This window comes from Halomonas sp. B23F22_3 (assembly GCF_043496965.1).
Classification (GTDB): Bacteria; Pseudomonadota; Gammaproteobacteria; order Pseudomonadales; family Halomonadaceae; genus Halomonas.
The window spans coordinates 695803-711726 of sequence record NZ_JBIEKG010000001.1 but is presented as its reverse complement, the minus strand read 5'-3'; the positions used below and the strand labels follow the sequence as shown (position 1 = coordinate 711726).

The following is a 15924-nucleotide window of genomic DNA, read 5'->3' as shown; positions in this document are numbered from 1 at the left end:
AAGGCCTCGGGAGCCTTCCGGGCTTGTCAGGGGGGATCGGCGTGGGCGCCGCGGCGTTACTGGCAGGCCTCGCAGCCCAGCTCGTCGAGGTCGCCCGCGGAGGGCGCCCGGGAGCCGCTGCCGCTCTTGCCGGACAGGAAGTCCTCGACGCCGCGCGCCTCGGGCTTGGCCTCGGGGCTCGGCGCCGGTGCCGGGGCGGCATCCGGGGCGGCGTTGCTGACCGCGTTGAGGGTGCCGCGCTCCACGGTGGACTTCTCCACCGAGGTGGCGCCCAGGGCGCGCAGGTAGTAGGTGGTCTTCAGGCCGCGGTACCAGGCCATCCGGTAGGTCACGTCGAGCTTCTTGCCCGAGACGCCCTGGATGTAGAGGTTCAGCGACTGCGCCTGGTCGATCCACTTCTGGCGACGCGAGGCGGCCTCAACCAGCCACTTGGGCTCTACCTCGAAGGCGGTGGCGTAGCGGGCCTTGAGATCGGCCGGCACGCGGTCGATCGGCTGCACGCTGCCGTCGTAGTACTTGAGGTCGTTGATCATCACCTCGTCCCACAGGCCGCGCGCCTTGAGGTCGTTGACCATGTAGGAGTTGACCACCGTGAACTCGCCGGACAGGTTCGATTTCACGAACAGGTTCTGGTAGGTCGGCTCGATCGACTGCGACACGCCGCAGATGTTGGAGATGGTCGCGGTCGGGGCGATGGCCATGACGTTGGAGTTGCGCATGCCCTGCTCGGCCAGCTTCTCGCGGATGCGCCCCCAGTCCTGGGTCTGGGAGGTATCGACCTCGATGTACTGCTCGCCACGCTCCTGCTTCAGTTTCTCGATGGAGTCGATGGGCAGCACGCCCTGGCTCCACAGCGAGCCCTCATAGCTCTGGTACTGGCCGCGCTCGGCGGCGAGGTCGGAGGAGGCCTCGATGGCGTGGTAGCTGACCAGCTCCATGGAACGGTCGGCGAAGGCGACGGCGTCCTCGGAGGCATAGGCGATGCCGTGGGCGTAGAGGGCGTCCTGGAAGCCCATGATGCCGAGCCCCACCGGGCGGTGCTTGAGGTTCGAGTTCTTCGCCTGGGGCACCGCGTAGTAGTTGATGTCGATGACGTTATCGAGCATCCGCACCGCGGTGCGCACGGTCTTTTTGAGCTTGTCGCCGTCGAGTTCGCCGTCGGTCATGTGCTGGGCGAGGTTGACCGAGCCCAGGTTGCACACCGCGATCTCGTCGACCGAGGTGTTCAGGGTGATCTCGGTGCACAGGTTGGAGCTGTGCACCACGCCGGCGTGCTGCTGGGGGCTACGCAGGTTGCACGGATCCTTGAAGGTGATCCAGGGGTGGCCCGTCTCGAACAGCATCGAGAGCATCTTGCGCCACAGGTCCTTGGCCTTGACCCGCTTGAAGAGCTTGAGCTGACCGTTGCGGGTCATCTCCTCGTACTGCTGGTAGCGCTGCTCGAAGGCGGCGCCGTACAGGTCGTGAAGGTCCGGGCAGGTGGCCGGCGAGAACAGCGTCCACTCCTCGTCGTCGAAGACGCGCTTCATGAACAGGTCCGGCACCCAGTTGGCGGTGTTCATGTCGTGGGTGCGGCGGCGGTCGTCGCCGGTGTTCTTGCGCAGCTCCAGGAACTCCTCGACGTCGAGGTGCCAGGACTCGAGGTAGGCGCAGACGGCGCCCTTGCGCTTGCCACCCTGGTTGACGGCCACGGCGGTGTCGTTGACCACCTTGAGGAAGGGCACGACGCCCTGGGACTTGCCGTTGGTGCCCTTGATGTAGGAGCCCAGGGCGCGCACCGGCGTCCAGTCATTGCCGAGGCCGCCGGCCCACTTGGAGAGCATGGCGTTGTCGCGGATCGCGCTGTAGATGCCGTCCAGGTGGTCGGGCACGGTGGTCAGGTAGCAGCTGGAGAGCTGGCTGCGCTGGGTGCCGGCGTTGAACAGGGTCGGCGTGGAGGCCATGTAGTCGAAGCTGGAGAGCAGCTCGTAGAACTCGATGGCCCGCGCCTCGCGGTCGTCCTCGTTGAGCGCCAGGCCCATGGCGACGCGCATGAACATCACCTGGGGCAGCTCGTAGCGCACGTCATCGCGGTGGATGAAGTAGCGGTCGTAGAGGGTCTGCAGGCCCAGGTAGGTGAAGGCGTTGTCGCGGGTGTGGTCGAGCGCCGCGGCCAGGCGCTCGAGGTCGAACTCGGCCAGCGCCTCGTCGAGCTGCTCGAACTCGATGCCCTTCTCGATGTAGGCCTTGAAGGCCGGCGCGTAGAGCTCGGCCATGTCGCTGTAGGTGGCCTCCTCGGCCACCCCCAGGAAGGAGAGCGCCTCGCGACGGATGTTGTCCTGCAGCAGGCGGGCGGTGACGTAGGTGTAGCTCGGGTCCTTCTCGACCAGGGTGCGCGCGGTCATGGTCAGCGCCTGGGAGACGCCGTCGGCGCTCACGCCGTCGTAGAGGTTGCGCACCGAGTCGTCGACGATCTTCTGCGGCTCGGTGTTGGGCAGGTCCGAGCAGGCCTCGAAGACCAGGGTCTCGATGCGGCCGAGATCCAGCGGACGGGTGCTGCCGTCGGGCAGGGTCACGTTGAGGCTCGGGTGGGGCTTCTGGATAGCGTCACCGGCGGCGGCGCGGGCCCGGGCGTGCTCCTCCCGGTAGAGCACGTAGGCGCGGGCGACCTTCTGCTCACCGCCGCGCATCAGCGCCAGCTCGACCTGGTCCTGGATGTCCTCGATGTGCAGGGTGCCGCCGTCGGGCATGCGGCGCACGAAGGCGTGCTCGATCGCCTCGGTGGACTGGCGGACGAAGTCGCGGACCCGGGAGGAGGCCGCGGCGTTGTCGCCCTCCACGGCGATGAAGGCCTTGCTCATGGCCACGGCGATCTTGTCGGCATCGAAGGGCATGACGTCGCCGTTGCGCTTGATGACGCGCAGGGCCTTGGGTGCGGTGACGGAAACGGACGACTCGTCCGGTGTGACATTGGTATCCATGGCGCCGGGTCCCTGACTCGGTGAAACGTGTGGTGAAGGCCGCCGCTCGGGCGACGGTTGACAGCTGTGGGTGTGGTTGCTAGTGGCACATGATGTAGTGTTCGTGCCGGATCGAGGCACAAGATAGTGTGCTTTCTCGGCTTCATCAAGTGGATAACCTGTGGATGGGCTGTGACCTTCCGTGGGGTAGAATCGGGCGTCTCGCCAGGCCCCGTGGTTGGGCCTGGCGACGCCCCCTGTCTCCGTATGGCGACGGGAAGGCGAGACCCCGGTTTTCGGGTATCCTTCTAGGCAAAGGCGTCGGCTCCGCTCCCGGGAGCCCGCTCCGCTCACCTGCTCGCCAGGATGGAACAGAGGATGGACGACAGCTTGCAAGCCCAGGAACTGGATCACGTGCTGATCATCGAGGATGACGAGCGATTGGCCGGGCTGACCCGCGACTACCTGGAGGCCAACGGCTTTCAGGTCACGGTCGAGGCCGACGGCGCCCGCGGCGTCGAGCGGATCCTCTCCCTGCAGCCGGATCTGGTGATCCTCGACCTGATGCTGCCCGGCGAGGACGGCCTGTCGATCTGCCGCCGGGTGCGCGGTGACTTCTCCGGCCCGATCATGATGCTGACCGCCCGCACCGACGACATGGATCAGGTGCTGGGGCTCGAGATGGGCGCCGACGACTACGTGCCCAAGCCGGTGCAGCCGCGGGTACTGCTGGCGCGCATGCGCGCCCTGCTGCGTCGTGCCGAGCCGGGGGCCGCCGGCGAGGAGACGCGCCTGACCTTCAGTGACCTGGTGATCGACAACGCGACCCGCGAGGCGTGGCTCGACGGCGAGCGCATCGACCTGACCAGCGCCGAGTTCGATCTCCTGTGGCTGCTGGCCAGCAATGCCGGCCGGGTACTGACGCGCGAGGAGATCTTCGATCGCCTGCGCGGCATCCGCTACGACGGCCAGGATCGCTCCATCGACGTGCGCGTCTCGCGCATTCGCCCCAAGATCGGCGACGATCCCAACCAGCCGCACCGCATCAAGACGGTGCGCAGCAAGGGCTACCTCTTCGTCAGGGATGGCTGACCCATGCGTCGGATGCTGGCCGACAGCACCTTCCTGCGCGTCTATGTGCTGCTGGCCCTGGCGCTGCTGCTGACCTTCGGCCTGGCCCTGCTGGGCCTCGCCCTGGTCGATCAGGTGCGCCGCGAGCACTATCGCGAGCAGCTCGTCGAGCCGCCCATGCGCGTGCTGACCCGCTGGGTCGAGTCGGTGGCCGAGGCCGAGCGTGAGGCGTGGCTGCTGGAGCGCTCCGAACAGCTCGACATGACCCTGCGGGTGGTGCCGGTCGAGGCGCGCTCGTTGAACTACTTCTCGCGCACGCGCCTGCGGGAGGGGCGCGTGCTGGTGCTGCCCCGCGAGGATCAAGGCTGGCGGCTCTGGCACCTGCTCGCCGATCGGCAACAGCTGCTCGAGGTGGACGTGGCGACCATCAGCGAGCAGCAGCTGCGCGGACTCACCGAACTCTTCGCCGAGTGGCTCGCTCGCGTGCCCGCCGATGAGCGCCAGGCCCAGCTCGAGAGCATGGCCGGCGACGCCGTGCCCCTCGAGCTTCTCGTCACGGCCCCCGAGGGGCTGGATACCCGTCAGCTGGTGCGCCTGGCGGATGGCGAGGTGGTCATTCGCCTGATCCCGGGACGCCTCTCCATGGCGATGTATCGCCTGCTGCCGAGCGACGGCCCCCGGGCAAGCTGGCTGTCCATCGGCCCGGTGAAGGCCTTCGAGCCGCTGCCCCTCCCCCTGCAGCTGACGCTGCTGATGCTGCTGCTCAGCGTGCTGGCGGCGATCATCTACCTGATCGTGCGCGGCGTCGAGGCCCGCATGGCGCGCCTCGAACTCGCCGCCACCCGCATCGCCGGCGGCCGCCTCGACACCCGGGTCAAGGTCGAGAGCGGCGACTTCCTGGGGCGGCTCGGCATGGCCTTCAACGGCATGGCGGCCCAGGTGCAGTCGCTGCTGCGTGCCCAGCAGGACATGATCCGCGCCGTCTCCCACGAGCTGCGCACCCCGGTGGCGCGCATCCGCTTCGCGGTGCAGATGGTCGAGGACATGACCGATGACCCGGCGATCCGCCGCCAGCTCGAGGGCGTCGACGGCGACATCGCCGAGCTCGACGAGCTGATCGACGAGATCCTCACCTACGCCCGGCTGGGCAGCGAGACCGCCAACGGCGGCGAGCTCGAGACCTCGCTGGTCGACTGTCGCGCCATGGCACTGCGGGTCATCGAGGCCCTGCGTCCGCTGCATGGCGATATCCGCATCGAGCTGGTCGAGGGGCCGGAGGTGGAGATCCAGGCCGAGGCCCGCTACCTGCAGCGCGCCCTGCAGAACCTGGTGGCCAACGCCTGCCGCCATGCCCGCAGCCGGGTGGTGATCCGCCTGCAGGGCGAGCCGCGGCTGGTGCGCCTGGACGTGGAGGACGACGGCCCCGGCATCCCCGCCGCGTCGCGCTCCGAGGTCTTCAAGCCCTTCGCGCGCCTCGACGACAGCCGCACGCGGCGCTCCGGCGGCTACGGCCTCGGGCTCTCCATCGTGCAGAAGGTCATGGCCTGGCACGGCGGCAGCGTGGTGCTGGATGCCAGCGCCATGCTGGGCGGCGCCCGCTTCACCCTGCTGCTGCCGCGCCGCGTCCCTACGCCGGCCTGATTCCCTCCAGCACCGCGAAGGAGGTCTCCCGGGCGGTGCGCAGGAAGTCCTCCATCCAGGGCGCGCCGCGAGTCTCCTCGCGGATCGCCGCGAACAGCGTGCACCACACCCCCTTCTCGCCCAGTGCCACCGCCTTGACGTAGTCGCGCTCCAGGTACTCGGTCAGCGCCCAGTTGGGCAGCGCGCAGACGCCGCGGCCGCTGGCGACCAGCTGCATCATCATGATCGTCAGTTCGGCGGTGCGCACCTCCTTGGGGCGCACGCCGGCGGGGTCGAGGAACTGGGTGAAGACGTCCAGCCGCGAGTGCTCCACCGGGTAGGTGATCAGCGTCTCCTCGCCGAGCTCCTCGGGGGTGACGAAGGGCTTGCCCGCCAGCGGGTGCTGGCGCGCCACCGCCAACAGGCCCTCGTAGCGGAACAGCGGCTCGTAGTGCACCCCCGGCAGCGGCTGGGGGTCGGCGGTGATCACCAGGTCGAGCTGTTCGCGGGCCAGCGCCGGCAGCGGGTCGAAGTGGTGGCCACCGGGGATGTCGATCTCCACCTCCGGCCAGTGATCGCGGAAGTGGTCGACGGTGGGCATCAGCCACTGGAAGCAGCTGTGGCACTCGATGGCCATGTGCAGCCGGCCCTGCTCGTTGCCGGCCAGCCGAGCCAGGTCGCGCTCGGCCATGCGCACCAGCGGCAGCACCTGCTCGGCCAGGGTCAGCAGCCGCAGGCCGGCGCGGGTGAACTCCACCGGCCGGGTCTTGCGCAGGAACAGCGGGCTGCCCAGGCGCTCCTCCAGGTCCTTGATCTGGTGGGAGAGGGCCGACTGGGTCAGGTGCACGCGTTCGGCCGCCTCCACCAGTGAGCCGGCATCGCGCAGGGCGACCAGGGTGCGCAGATGGCGAAGTTCGAGCATGGGGTGAGCCTGATTCATTTTGAAGATTAGAAAGTTTAGTTTGATTCACTTCCCATGGCCAGCGAGACTCTCCCGCATCATTCATGAACAAAGGATGTCATCATGACGATGGCTCATGTTACCGGCTACCCGCGCATCGGCGCGGACCGCGAACTGAAGCGCGCCACCGAGGCCTACTGGCAGGGCACCCTCGACCGCGAGGCCCTGGAGGCCACCGGGCGCGAGCTGCGCCTGGCGAACTGGGCGGCCCAGCGCGAGGCCGGCCTCGACCTGGTGACCGTGGGCGACTTCGCCTTCTATGACCAGGTGCTCGACGTCTCGGTGATGGTCGGGGCGGTGCCGGCGCGTTTCGCCGCCGAGGACGAGGTGGTGCGCGGCGAGGTGGACCTCGACACCGCCTTTCGCATGGCCCGGGGGCGCGCCCCGAGCGGCGCGCCGGCCGCGGCCTGCGAGATGACCAAGTACTTCGATACCAACTACCACTACCTGGTGCCGGAGCTGCATCCCGGCCAGCGCTTCCGGCTCTCCAGCACGCGGCTGTTCGATCAGGTGGAGGAGGCCAGGGCCGCCGGCCATGCGGTCAAGGTGGCGCTGACCGGCCCGTTGACCTGGCTGTGGCTCGGCAAGGGGCGTGGCGACATGCCCGCGGACTTCGATCGCCTGGCGCTGCTCGACGGCCTGCTCGATGTCTATGCCGAGATCCTGGAGCGGCTGGGCGGGCAGGGCGTCGAGTGGGTGCAGCTCGACGAGTCGGCGCTGGTGCAGGATCTGCCGCTCGCCTGGCGGCAGGCCTACGAGCGCGCCTATCACCGCCTGCAGGGCGCCCCGGTCAAGCTGCTGCTGGCCAGCGCCTTCGGCGGCCTCGGCGACAACCTCTCCCTGGCGGTGAGTCTGCCGGTGGCCGGCCTGCACATCGACGCGGTGCGCGCGCCGGACGAGCTGGACACGGTGCTCGACCGCCTGCTGCCCCACAAGGTGCTCTCGGTGGGGGCGATCGACGGGCGTAACGTCTGGCGCGCCGATCTGGCCCTGTGGCGCGAGCGCCTGGCCGTGGCGCGCATGCGCCTGGGCGAGCGGCTGTGGATCGCGACCAGCTGCTCGCTGCTGCACGTGCCGGTGGACCTCGAGGCGGAGACCGATCTTTCGCTCGAGCTGAAAAGCTGGCTGGCCTTCGCCCGCCAGAAGCTGGATGAGGTCGCCACCCTGGCGCGCCTGCTCGACGGCCGCGCCGACGCCGCCGACCGCGATCGCGTGGAGGCCGCCAGCCGCGCCCTGCAGGCCCGCCGCGAGGCCGAGCGGCTGCATCGTCCCGCGGTGGCCGAGCGGCTGGCCGGCGTCAGCGACGACGACGCCCGGCGCCGGCGGCCCTTCGCCGAGCGCGCCGTGGCCCAGCAGCGTCATCTCGCCCTGCCGTTGTTCCCCACCACCACCATCGGCTCCTTCCCCCAGACCGGCGAGATCCGCGCCGCGCGGCGTGCCTTCAAGGCCGGCGACCTCTCCCGCGAGGCCTACGAGGCGCAGATGCGCGAGGAGATCGCCGGCGCCGTGGCGCGCCAGGAGGCGCTGGGCATCGACATGCCGGTGCACGGCGAGCCGGAGCGCAACGACATGGTCGAGTACTTCGGCGAGCGGCTCGACGGTTTCGCCTTCACCCGCTTCGGCTGGGTGCAGAGCTACGGCACGCGCTGCGTCAAGCCACCGATCCTGTTCGGCGACGTGGTGCGCCCGGCGGCCATGACGGTGCGCTGGAGCGAGTACGCCCAGTCGCTCACCGAGCGGCCGATGAAGGGCATGCTCACCGGGCCCGTCACCGTACTGCAGTGGTCCTTCGTGCGCGACGACCAGCCCCGCGAGACCACCTGCCGGCAGATCGCCCTGGCGCTGCGCGACGAGGTGCTCGACCTCGAGGCGGCGGGCATCCGCGCCATCCAGATCGACGAGCCGGCGCTGCGCGAGGGACTGCCGCTGCGCCAGGCCGAGTGGCAGGGCTACCTCGACTGGGCCGTGGAATGTTTCCGGCTGGCCTCGGCGGGGGTGCGCGACGAGACGCAGATCCATACCCACATGTGTTACGCGGAGTTCAATGACATCATCGCCGCCATCGCGGCCCTGGATGCCGACGTCATCACCATCGAGACCTCGCGCTCAGACATGGAGCTGCTCGACGCCTTCCAGGACTTCGCCTATCCCAATGCCATCGGGCCCGGCGTCTATGACATCCACTCGCCGAACATTCCCGAGGTGGACTGGATGGTGGCGTTGATGGAGCAGGCCGCCGAGCGCATCCCGGTCGAGCGGCTCTGGGTGAACCCGGACTGCGGCCTCAAGACCCGCGGCTGGGCCGAGGTGGAACCGGCGCTCGCCAACATGGTGGAGGCGGCGCGGGTACTGCGTCAGCGCCACGGCTGATGCATCTCTTGCCGGGCGGCGCCAAGCCGCCCGGCGGCTGGTATCCTGGCGGTAACGCAAGCGCACGCCACGTAAGCGAACGTCAAGGAATCGTCTGCCAAGGAGCCCTGCCATGTCCCGTCATGCCCCCCTTCGTCTTGCCCTGCCGCTGCTGCTGGCCCTGGGGCTGTCCGGCTGCGTTACCTACGTGAGCGCGCCGGCGCCCGAGGCCACGTCGTCCGCCCCGGAGGCGGCCGATCCCGCGCAGGACGCGGCCTCGGCCAAGGCCAAGGCGCCGCTGCTGCCCTCGATGCTGTTTCCCGGCGAGGCCGACGAGCTGGTCGGCTGGCGCTGCACGCCGGCCCAGGACCTGGTCACCGCCGCCACCGAGGAGGAGCTGCGGCTGTGGTCGGCCCAGGGAGGCACGCGTCTCGCCCCCGCCGTGGTGGCCAGCGGCGCCCGCTACCAGCAGGGTGACCTGAGCTTATGGAACAAGGGGCGGGAGGCGCTGGTCGAGAGCCAGCGCGGCCGGCTCGATTGCCGGGTCGACGTCACCCGGGATGCCCTGACCCGCGCGGAGCACCCCGGGGTGATGTTCCGCGGCCAGGGCAACGAGCCGGGCTGGCACGTGGCGCTCGCCAACGACGTTCCCGAGCTGACCATGACGCTGGACTATGGCCGCCGGGAGGTGACCCTGCCCTACCGGGTGACGACCCTGGACAACGACGCCGGGCGGGTGATCCTGGCCAGCGGCCAGGCGGCGCGGCCCTTCAGCCTGCGCATCGAGGCGAAGGCCTGCTTCGATGACATGAGCGGCCAGCCCTGGCCGGCCCGGGTGACGCTTTCCCTCAACGACAGGGTCTATCGAGGCTGCGGTCAGGGCATCGCGCCCTGAGGCGGCGCGGGCGTTTCTTTCGTTTTTATCGAAAGTATCCGGCGGTTATTTGCGCTTTTCGTTGCATTTAGTGCACGTAGAATGGCGTTCATTATCCGCTGATGTCTCAAGGAGACCGCCATGACCACCCGCGCCCTCATCCTCACCTCGTCGATCCTCGGCGAGAACGGCCAGTCCATCGCCCTGGCCGAGCACTTCCGCAGCCAGGCCGCCGAGCACGACGGCCTCGAGATCAGCACCCGCGACCTGGTGGCCGACGATCTTCCGCACCTGACCCAGCCGGAGCTTGCCAGCTGGCAGGTGCCGGCCGACGAGCGCTCCGACGAGCAGCGTGCGCTGGCGTCACGCTCCGACGACCTGATCGCCGAGCTCCTCGAGCACGACGTCGTGGTGCTGGCGGTGCCGATGTACAACCTGGGCGTGCCCAGCCAGCTCAAGGCGTGGTTCGACCGCGTGCTGCGGGCCGGCGAGACCTTCCGCTACACCGAGAATGGCCCCCAGGGCCTGGTCGAGGGCAAGCGCGCGGTGATCCTGGCGGCCCGCGGCGGCCAGTATGCCGGCACCGAGATGGACAGCCAGACGCCGCACCTCAAGAGCATGCTCGGGCTGATCGGCATCGCCGAGGTGGATGTGGTCTACGCCGAGGGACTCGCTATGGGCGAGGCCCATCGCGAGGCGGCGCTCGAGGAGGCGAAACAGGCCATCGAGGGCCTGGTGAAGCGCCTCTGATCGCCGCGACGCGGCGCTGATCACAAACCCGCGAACGGGGTGGCAGTGGCCACCCCGTTCGCGTGTCGAGCCTCAGCAGGGGCCGGTGGGGGCGATGAGCCAGCGTCGGGAGACGAAGTCGCTGGTGCAGAGCCGCGGCTCCGGGCTCAAGAGGCGCGCGCCGAGCCGAGTCAGCGCCTCGCGGCGGTCCCGCCCGGGGGAGGCGAGCTGCTCGGAGAGCGCCACCGGCCGCCAGTCGCTGCCCTCACGGGTCGCCAGGGTGAAGGCGAAGGGGTGAAAGCCCGGGAAGCCGAGGCGCAGGTCGGTGGCCACCAGGGTGTCGCGGCCGCCGCGTTCGCGCACCTCATAGCGCAGGAAGAGCCCGGCGAACCAGTCGAGCCGCCGGCCGCGCCGGCTATCGAGCGCCTCGGCCTCCAGCTCGGCGCCCCGGATGTAGGTCTCAAGCAAAGGGGCGCTGTCGCCGTCGAACACGCCCACCAGGGCCTCGTGGTAGCGCGGGCCGTCGACCACGGTGATGCGCCACAGCAGGATGTTGAAGGGCGTGGGCTGGACCAGCCGCGGGGCCTCCTCCAGGCCCCGCTCGGCCAGCACCGGTTCGATGCGCGCCTCGACCAGCTGCCGGGCACCCATGGAAAGCACCAGATAGGCACAGGCGAGGGCGAGTCCCCAGGTCGCGGGGCGCGCCACGCGGCCGCTGATCAGCGCCACGGCGATCCCGCCCAGCAGCGGCAGGGTGTAGAGCGGGTCGATGATGAAGACATGGGGCCAGGCCGCGGGCCGCACGTCCAGCGGCCACCAGAGTTGGGTGCCGTAGGTGGTCAGGGCATCGAGCAGCGGGTGGGTCAGCAGGATGAGCCCGAAGAAGGCGCCCCAGCGGGCCGGCGAGATCTCCCGGGTGCGCGAGAGGCGCGCCGACAGCAGCGCCAGGACGGCGGCGAGCCCCGCCAGCACGAACAGCGAGTGGGAGAAGCCGCGATGCCGGGTCACGTTGGCCACGGCGTCGCCGTAGTCGATGATCACGTCCAGGTCGGGCAGGGTGCCCAGCACCGCACCGATCAGCACCGCCTTGCGGCCCAGCCGCCGGCCGAGCACCGCGCCGCCGATCGCCGCGCCCAGCGCGGCCTGGGTCATCGAATCCATCGAGAAGGCTCCTTCGTCGGCGACGGGTCATGGCTGTGACGGCGCGACGGGGCGCCGGTTCCCCGCGTAGGAGTCAGTCGGGCTGCGCTCACTCGGGCTGGGCCCAGGCGGGGCGAGCCTCGAGGATGCGTGCCTGCACCGGGCAATCGTCGCGGTGGGCGCCGGGCAGGTAGCCGCTGCTCATCAGGAACTCGCCGACGATCTCCGGCCCGGTGAAGCGGAAGGTGCGCTTGAACAGGTGCACCCAGTCGCCGTGTTCCAGCGGATGCTGGTGATCCAGCCACGCCTTGAAGCTGCCGTGCTCGGCGCACAGCGCCTGGATCACCCCGGCGTTGTGGATCGCCGCATCGACCTTCAGGCGGTTGCGGATGATCCCGGCATCCGCCAGCAGCCGGGCCCGCTCGGCCTCGTCGTAGGCGGCGACTCGATCGACGTCGAAGCCCTCGAAGGCCGCCTGGAAGGCCGCGCGCTTCTTCAGCACGGTGAGCCAGGAGAGCCCCGCCTGGTTGATCTCCAGCACCAGGCGCTCGAAGAGGGTGGCGTCGTCGTCCACCGGGAAGCCGTATTCGTGGTCGTGGTAGGGGCCGTGGAACGGATGGCCGGGGGCCAGGTCGCAGTAGTGGCTCATGCTGTCGCTCCGGGGTGGCAGAAGAGCCGGGAGATACCCGACAATCGTCGTTACCTTATCGCGAAGAGTGCCCATCATGACATCACTGCAACGCCTGACCCTCGCCGGTGCCCTGCTGGCCGCCGCCGCCAGTCCCGCCTGGGCCGAGGCGCCCCTGGTGGAGATGCACAAGGACCCCAACTGCGGCTGCTGCACGGCCTGGGCCGAGCACATGGAGGAAGCGGGATTCGAGGTGCGACAGCACGAGACTCGCGACATGCGCGGGGTGAAGATCGAGCACGGCGTGACGCCGGGGCTCGCCTCCTGTCACACGGCGGTGGTCGACGGCTACGTGATCGAGGGCCACGTGCCGGCGTCGGACGTTCGCCGCCTGCTGGACGAGCGCCCCGACCTGGCGGGCCTGGCCGTGCCGGGGATGCCCCACGGCTCCCCCGGCATGGAGACCGGGCGCCACGACGACTATGCCGTGCTGGGCTGGCGCCATGACGACCGCACGCCCGCGGTCTTTTCCGAATATACCCACGACTGAAGCGACAGGAGTCCCCCATGCAGTACCTGCACACCATGGTTCGCGTCAGCGACCTCGACGCGTCGCTGCACTTCTACTGCGACCTACTGGGCCTCAAGGAGGTGCGCCGCAAGGAGAACGAGAAGGGGCGCTTCACCCTGGTCTTCTTGGCCGCGCCCCAGGACGAGGCGCGCTCGGCCGAGCTCCAGGCGCCCGAGGTCGAGCTGACCTGGAACTGGGACCCGGAGGAGTACACCGGCGGGCGCAACTTCGGCCACCTGGCCTATCGGGTGGACGACATCTACGCCCTCTGCGAGCACCTCCAGGCGAACGGCGTGACCATCAACCGTCCGCCCCGGGACGGCCACATGGCCTTCGTCAAAAGCCCCGACGGCATCTCGGTGGAGCTGCTGCAGGCCGGCGATGCGCAGCCGCCCCGGGAGCCCTGGGCCTCGATGGAGAACACCGGCAGCTGGTAGGTATCGTGGCGGCCGGACGCGCGACTCAGTCCGGCCGCCAGGCCATGCGCCCGCTGCCCAGGAAGACCAGCGCCAGGGCCGAGAGGAAGAACATGCCCTGTAGTTCCAGCTGCCAGCCGCCGTTGTCGTTGAGCATGAACACCTCGCCGGTGTGCACCAGCAGGAAGGCCACCAGCATGTTGCCGGCCATCAGCAGCCCGGCGAGGCGGCTCTGCCAGCCCACTATGGCCATGATCGGCGCGAGCACCTCGCCGATCAGCACCCCGTAGGCCAGGAAGGAGGGCAGGCCGTAGCCCTGGAGCATCCCCCCGATCCAGTCGAGGCTGCCCGGATTGAGCAGCTTGGCCACGCCGTGGAAGAGCATCAGGCCGCCCACAGCGAGGCGCAGGATCAGCTTGCCGAAGGCGTCGTTGTGAAGTGCTTTGAGCATGAGGGGCGTCCTTGTCGGTGGCGATAGTCTCAGCATTGTCCGGAAGGCCGGTTTGGGGCAAGCTTGGCCCGGGCCACCGTCCTGCGCCTCAAGGAAGATACCATGATGATCAAAACGTTACGCAATACCGCCCTGCTGGCCGCCGGCGCCCTGCTGCTCGCTGCCTGCAGCGGCGGGCCGGCGCCCCGCGTCGTCGACGAGCCCTCGGCCCGCCTCGAGGGGCCGGTGGTCGACCAGCGCTGGAACCTGCTGCTGGTGGGCACCAGCGAGCGCCTCGACATGCCCACGCGCCCCTACTTCGTGATCGACGGCGAGGGACGCGTGAGCGGCAGCGACGGCTGCAACCAGCTGACCGGACAGGCGGCGCTGGGCGATAACCAGCGGATCGCCTTCACCGAGCTTGCCACCACGCGGCGCGCCTGCCCCCGGGCCGAGGATGCCGCCCGGGTGACCGGCATGCTGGAGAACGCCTACCGCTACCTGATCGACCACGACCGGCTGGTGTTCTTCGGTCCCGACCAGCGGGTGCTGGGGGGCTTCCGGCGCGTCGACTGATCTCCTGGCGCGCCCGGCGCCTGCCACGGACCGGGCGCCTCGTTATATTAGCCAAATGTCAGATTGTGGCTCGGGTCGGGCCTCCCTAGAGTGGGCGAGCTTTTTTCGCCCCCTCCATGCCCTGTCCCACAAGTGAGCCCATGACCGACTCCCACGACGACTACCGACAGCGCCGCAAGCCACGCTCGGCCTTCGCCTCCCGGGCGGAGTACCTGGAGCACGAGCTGCAGAGCATGGCGCCCCGTCGCTGGCGCCCCAACCTGCCCGGCCGGGACTACCGCTTCGAACTCGAGGACTGGGTGCCGGCCATGGCGGCCACCATCGGCAAGATCGTGATGGTCGCCGCCATCGTCGCCGCCTTTGCCGGGCAGCTGGGTCTCTCCGACGACTTCGTCATCGAGAACGTCCGCTACGAGATGCTGATCGCCGCGGTGCTGTTCGTGGTGCTGGTCTCGGGCTTCCTCAATCCGACCAGCAACCTGGCCGGTACCCACGGCCCGCTGATTCCGCTGGTACCGCTGATCGTCGCCTCGGGCGGCCATCCCATGGCGCTGGGGCTGATGATCGGTGGGCTGGGTTTCCTGCTGGGTATCAGCAAGGGCGGCAGCCTGCTGGCCCGGCTGACCGGCAACGGGGTCTGCGGCGGCCTGCTGCTCTACCTTGGCTTCATCGGCATCAGCGGCCAGATCGAGAGCCTGTTCGCCTGGGCCGAGGGCTTCGACATGGCCTACCTGGCGTTCGTGGTGATCATCGCCACGATCCTCATGTACGCCTACCTGGAGCACATCCAGATGCGCTGGCTGGCGATCCCGCTGGGCGCCCTGCTGGCCGGCGTGCTGTCGTTTGCGATGGGCGCGCCCTTCGAGTTCACCACCGAGCCGGGCATCCCCACCCTCAATCCACTTTACTGGTGGGGCGACGACACCGGCTGGCAGCTGGGGCTGCCGTCTTTCCAGCACTTTGTCGCCGTGGCGCCCTTCGCGGTGCTGGCGGTGGCCATGTGGTCGCCGGACTTCGTCGGCCATCGGGTCTTCCAGCAGCTCAACTACCCGCCGAAGACCGACCGGGTGGTGATGAACATGGACGACACCATGGTCACCGCCTCGGCCCGCCAGGTGGCCGGCAGCCTGCTGGGCGGCGGTAACATCAGCTCCTCCTGGGGTACCTACATCGTGCCGGCGGCGATCGCCCGGCGCCCGATCCCTGCCGGGGCGGTGCTGACCGGCCTGCTGTGCGTCGTGGCCGCCCTCTGGGGCTACCCGATGGACCTGGCGGTGTGGCAGCCGGTGCTCAGCGTGGCGCTGATGGTCGGCGTCTACGTGCCGCTGCTGGAGGCGGGCATGCAGATGACCCGCAAGGGCAAGACCACCCAGTCCGCGGCGGTGGTGATCTTCTCCTCGGCGCTGGTCAATCCGGTGTTCGGCTGGTCGCTGACGGTGCTGCTCGACAATCTCGGGCTGATCGGCTGCAAGGAGCGTGGCCGCGAACTCGGCCACATGGGGCGCTGGATCATCCCCGGCGTGGTGTTCGTGGTTCTCTGCACGGTGATGGCGGGCATCGGGATGTTCCCAGGCGTGCCGGCGCTGTGGGCGAGCTTCCGCGGGCTCTAGGCCCTCGCGA

Annotated in this window: 14 protein-coding genes; 9 read left to right on the top strand and 5 right to left on the bottom strand. The window is 69.4% G+C overall.

The genetic code is table 11. The annotated features are described in order from the left end of the window. Positions 1-56 precede the first annotated feature (56 nt). Entirely contained in the window at positions 57-2960 is a 2904-nt protein-coding gene (locus tag ACGTNG_RS03205) for a ribonucleoside-diphosphate reductase subunit alpha (RefSeq protein WP_394575435.1), read from the bottom strand. A 357-nt stretch (positions 2961-3317) separates the two neighbouring features. On the opposite strand from ACGTNG_RS03205, the gene ACGTNG_RS03200 reads away from it, so the two are divergent. Both ACGTNG_RS03200 and ACGTNG_RS03195 read left to right on the top strand, forming a co-directional pair. Next, positions 3318-4031 carry a winged helix-turn-helix domain-containing protein gene (locus tag ACGTNG_RS03200; RefSeq protein ID WP_394575434.1) on the top strand — a complete coding sequence of 238 codons (714 nt, stop codon included), beginning with the start codon at positions 3318-3320 and terminating at the stop codon, positions 4029-4031. 3 nt (positions 4032-4034) lie between these two features. Further along, positions 4035-5651: an ATP-binding protein gene (locus ACGTNG_RS03195; RefSeq protein WP_394575432.1), complete on the top strand. Its 1617-nt coding sequence runs from the start codon at positions 4035-4037 to the stop codon at positions 5649-5651. On the opposite strand, the gene ACGTNG_RS03190 is transcribed toward ACGTNG_RS03195, so the two are convergent. Further along, positions 5638-6552 (bottom strand): LysR family transcriptional regulator, encoded by a 915-nt coding sequence (locus ACGTNG_RS03190; RefSeq protein ID WP_394575431.1) that lies wholly within the window; start codon positions 6550-6552, stop codon positions 5638-5640. The two genes, ACGTNG_RS03195 and ACGTNG_RS03190, sit on opposite strands and share 14 nt — an antisense overlap. A gap of 102 nt (positions 6553-6654) precedes the next feature. Here ACGTNG_RS03190 and metE point away from each other — a divergent pair, with 102 nt between their 5' ends. The 3 genes from metE to ACGTNG_RS03175 all read left to right on the top strand — a co-directional run bounded on the left by metE (position 6655) and on the right by ACGTNG_RS03175 (position 10564). Next, positions 6655-8961: a 5-methyltetrahydropteroyltriglutamate--homocysteine S-methyltransferase gene (gene metE / locus ACGTNG_RS03185; protein ID WP_394575430.1), complete on the top strand. Its 2307-nt coding sequence runs from the start codon at positions 6655-6657 to the stop codon at positions 8959-8961. A 112-nt stretch (positions 8962-9073) separates the two neighbouring features. Further along, the gene (locus ACGTNG_RS03180; protein ID WP_394575429.1) at positions 9074-9835 is read left to right on the top strand and encodes a COG3650 family protein; all 762 of its coding nucleotides are present in this window, start codon (positions 9074-9076) and stop codon (positions 9833-9835) included. Positions 9836-9955: 120 nt separating this feature from the next. Beyond that, positions 9956-10564 carry an FMN-dependent NADH-azoreductase gene (locus ACGTNG_RS03175; protein ID WP_394575428.1) on the top strand — a complete coding sequence of 203 codons (609 nt, stop codon included), beginning with the start codon at positions 9956-9958 and terminating at the stop codon, positions 10562-10564. Between the two features lie 72 nt (positions 10565-10636). Here ACGTNG_RS03175 and ACGTNG_RS03170 read toward each other — a convergent pair whose 3' ends face one another. After that, positions 10637-11704, bottom strand: a complete 1068-nt coding sequence (locus ACGTNG_RS03170) for a metal-dependent hydrolase (RefSeq protein ID WP_394575426.1) — start codon at positions 11702-11704, stop codon at positions 10637-10639. Positions 11705-11792: 88 nt separating this feature from the next. Next, entirely contained in the window at positions 11793-12332 is a 540-nt protein-coding gene (locus ACGTNG_RS03165) for a DNA-3-methyladenine glycosylase I (protein ID WP_394575425.1), read from the bottom strand. Between the two features lie 76 nt (positions 12333-12408). On the opposite strand from ACGTNG_RS03165, the gene ACGTNG_RS03160 reads away from it, so the two are divergent. Then, on the top strand, positions 12409-12861 hold the full coding sequence (locus tag ACGTNG_RS03160) for a DUF411 domain-containing protein (RefSeq protein ID WP_394575424.1): 453 nt from the start codon (positions 12409-12411) through the stop codon (positions 12859-12861). A 17-nt stretch (positions 12862-12878) separates the two neighbouring features. Further along, complete coding sequence (locus tag ACGTNG_RS03155; protein WP_394575423.1) at positions 12879-13319, top strand: VOC family protein; 441 nt, start codon at positions 12879-12881, stop codon at positions 13317-13319. 25 nt (positions 13320-13344) lie between these two features. Here ACGTNG_RS03155 and ACGTNG_RS03150 read toward each other — a convergent pair whose 3' ends face one another. Further along, positions 13345-13749, bottom strand: a complete 405-nt coding sequence (locus ACGTNG_RS03150) for a DoxX family protein (RefSeq protein ID WP_394575422.1) — start codon at positions 13747-13749, stop codon at positions 13345-13347. Between the two features lie 105 nt (positions 13750-13854). Here ACGTNG_RS03150 and ACGTNG_RS03145 point away from each other — a divergent pair, with 105 nt between their 5' ends. Together ACGTNG_RS03145 and ACGTNG_RS03140 are read left to right on the top strand one after the other, a co-directional pair. Then, complete coding sequence (locus ACGTNG_RS03145) at positions 13855-14304, top strand: META domain-containing protein (protein WP_394575557.1); 450 nt, start codon at positions 13855-13857, stop codon at positions 14302-14304. A gap of 140 nt (positions 14305-14444) precedes the next feature. After that, positions 14445-15914, top strand: a complete 1470-nt coding sequence (locus ACGTNG_RS03140) for a DUF3360 family protein (RefSeq protein WP_394575420.1) — start codon at positions 14445-14447, stop codon at positions 15912-15914. Positions 15915-15924: the final 10 nt, after the last annotated feature.

What these genes read in the sequence shown, in the direction of transcription:
- ACGTNG_RS03205 (WP_394575435.1), bottom strand. Translation starts at nt 2,960, where the DNA reads ATGGATACCAATGTCACACCGGACGAGTCGTCCGTTTCCGTCACCGCA.
- ACGTNG_RS03200 (WP_394575434.1), top strand. Translation starts at nt 3,318, where the DNA reads ATGGACGACAGCTTGCAAGCCCAGGAACTGGATCACGTGCTGATCATC.
- ACGTNG_RS03195 (WP_394575432.1), top strand. Translation starts at nt 4,035, where the DNA reads ATGCGTCGGATGCTGGCCGACAGCACCTTCCTGCGCGTCTATGTGCTG.
- ACGTNG_RS03190 (WP_394575431.1), bottom strand. Translation starts at nt 6,552, where the DNA reads ATGCTCGAACTTCGCCATCTGCGCACCCTGGTCGCCCTGCGCGATGCC.
- metE (WP_394575430.1), top strand. Translation starts at nt 6,655, where the DNA reads ATGACGATGGCTCATGTTACCGGCTACCCGCGCATCGGCGCGGACCGC.
- ACGTNG_RS03180 (WP_394575429.1), top strand. Translation starts at nt 9,074, where the DNA reads ATGTCCCGTCATGCCCCCCTTCGTCTTGCCCTGCCGCTGCTGCTGGCC.
- ACGTNG_RS03175 (WP_394575428.1), top strand. Translation starts at nt 9,956, where the DNA reads ATGACCACCCGCGCCCTCATCCTCACCTCGTCGATCCTCGGCGAGAAC.
- ACGTNG_RS03170 (WP_394575426.1), bottom strand. Translation starts at nt 11,704, where the DNA reads ATGGATTCGATGACCCAGGCCGCGCTGGGCGCGGCGATCGGCGGCGCG.
- ACGTNG_RS03165 (WP_394575425.1), bottom strand. Translation starts at nt 12,332, where the DNA reads ATGAGCCACTACTGCGACCTGGCCCCCGGCCATCCGTTCCACGGCCCC.
- ACGTNG_RS03160 (WP_394575424.1), top strand. Translation starts at nt 12,409, where the DNA reads ATGACATCACTGCAACGCCTGACCCTCGCCGGTGCCCTGCTGGCCGCC.
- ACGTNG_RS03155 (WP_394575423.1), top strand. Translation starts at nt 12,879, where the DNA reads ATGCAGTACCTGCACACCATGGTTCGCGTCAGCGACCTCGACGCGTCG.
- ACGTNG_RS03150 (WP_394575422.1), bottom strand. Translation starts at nt 13,749, where the DNA reads ATGCTCAAAGCACTTCACAACGACGCCTTCGGCAAGCTGATCCTGCGC.
- ACGTNG_RS03145 (WP_394575557.1), top strand. Translation starts at nt 13,855, where the DNA reads ATGATCAAAACGTTACGCAATACCGCCCTGCTGGCCGCCGGCGCCCTG.
- ACGTNG_RS03140 (WP_394575420.1), top strand. Translation starts at nt 14,445, where the DNA reads ATGACCGACTCCCACGACGACTACCGACAGCGCCGCAAGCCACGCTCG.